This is a genomic window from Mesorhizobium sp. B1-1-5 (genome assembly GCF_006443065.1).
In the GTDB taxonomy this organism is placed as follows: domain Bacteria; phylum Pseudomonadota; class Alphaproteobacteria; order Rhizobiales; family Rhizobiaceae; genus Mesorhizobium.
This window is the reverse complement of the sequence record NZ_VFWS01000643.1, coordinates 1-1,051: the sequence shown is the minus strand read 5'-3', so window position 1 is coordinate 1,051 and position 1,051 is coordinate 1. Positions and strand designations below refer to the sequence as shown.

Annotated in this window: 2 protein-coding genes and 1 pseudogene; all 3 read right to left on the bottom strand. The window is 61.6% G+C overall.

Annotated features, from left to right (window positions below; all coding sequences use genetic code 11):
* The coding region (locus tag FJ980_RS34025; RefSeq protein WP_181181429.1) for an SPW repeat protein at positions 1-218 on the bottom strand (218 nt) is incomplete at its 3' end.
* 209 nt (positions 219-427) lie between these two features.
* Positions 428-850 carry a VOC family protein gene (locus tag FJ980_RS34020; RefSeq protein ID WP_140500011.1) on the bottom strand — a complete coding sequence of 141 codons (423 nt, stop codon included), beginning with the start codon at positions 848-850 and terminating at the stop codon, positions 428-430.
* 73 nt (positions 851-923) lie between these two features.
* Positions 924-1,051, bottom strand: a pseudogene (locus tag FJ980_RS34015) (D-alanine--D-alanine ligase A); the annotation flags it as partial.

Below are 1,051 nucleotides of genomic sequence, written 5' to 3'. Positions count from 1 at the left end.
AGCCCGAGAACGACACCTACCCATTCCTCCCACTCGGCGAAGGCGGCAAGCGCCGCCACGGCTACCGCGCCCAGCACGACGCCGACAATCCAGGCGTTCCATGCGGGAGCGGTTTCAGCAGCGAAGCCGATTATCCAGGGTGAGATGAACAGGCAGACGGCAAGGACCAGATTGAGCCAGTCCTGGCCTTTCTTTCCTTCCATGAGTGTATTTGCCATGACAACCTCCATAGATGAAGCTTGGCCAAAGCGTTGTATTCGCGTGCAAACGCACGCTTAATGGTTGATGTAACTATGCCTCACATGGCCTTCAAGGCCTGCCCCACGGACGGGTCGCCTCCGCGTGGATCGAGCTCCCTCCACCCGATTGGGATCAAGCCGGGACGGGCCACATCAAGGCAAAACCACCCGCCTCTTGTCGGCGCATTCTAGAACGTGATCTTCACCGAGGCGGCACTGCGGTTGGCCGCCCCGTGATGCACCGCTTCGATGTTGTTGCCGTCCGGGTCGAGAAGGAAAGCGGCGTAGTAGCCGGGGTGGTACCGGCGTTCACCCGGCCCGCCATTGTCCCTGCCGCCGCCGTCCAGCCCGGCCTTATAGAACGCATCGACCATGGCGCGGTCTTTCGCCTGGAATGCCAGGTGATGGCGACCGGTCAACTCTCCCCGAGCCGCGCGGCTGTCGGCGGTTGAAATGAAAAGCTCGTCGGCCCAGAAATAATCGGCGGCGCTGCCGCCGATCGGAATATCGAGCACTCGAAATACTGCTTCGTAAAAGCGGCGGCTGGCGGCGATGTCCCTGACCACCAGTTGGATATGATCGATGAGCCGGCCGCGATGCAGTTCTTCCATGCAAGCTCTCCTCTCGCCAAGGGCTCGAATCTAACTAGCTTCGCGTGATCCGCCGTCAATGCCGCGCCGAACGTCAGGACTTTCGCGCGGCATGCCGCGCCAGTGCGTGCTCGATCAGCACGTCGATGACCTTGCTGTAGCCGATGCCGATCGCCGCCAGCGCCTTGGCATACATCGAGATGTCGGTGAAGCCTGGCAGCG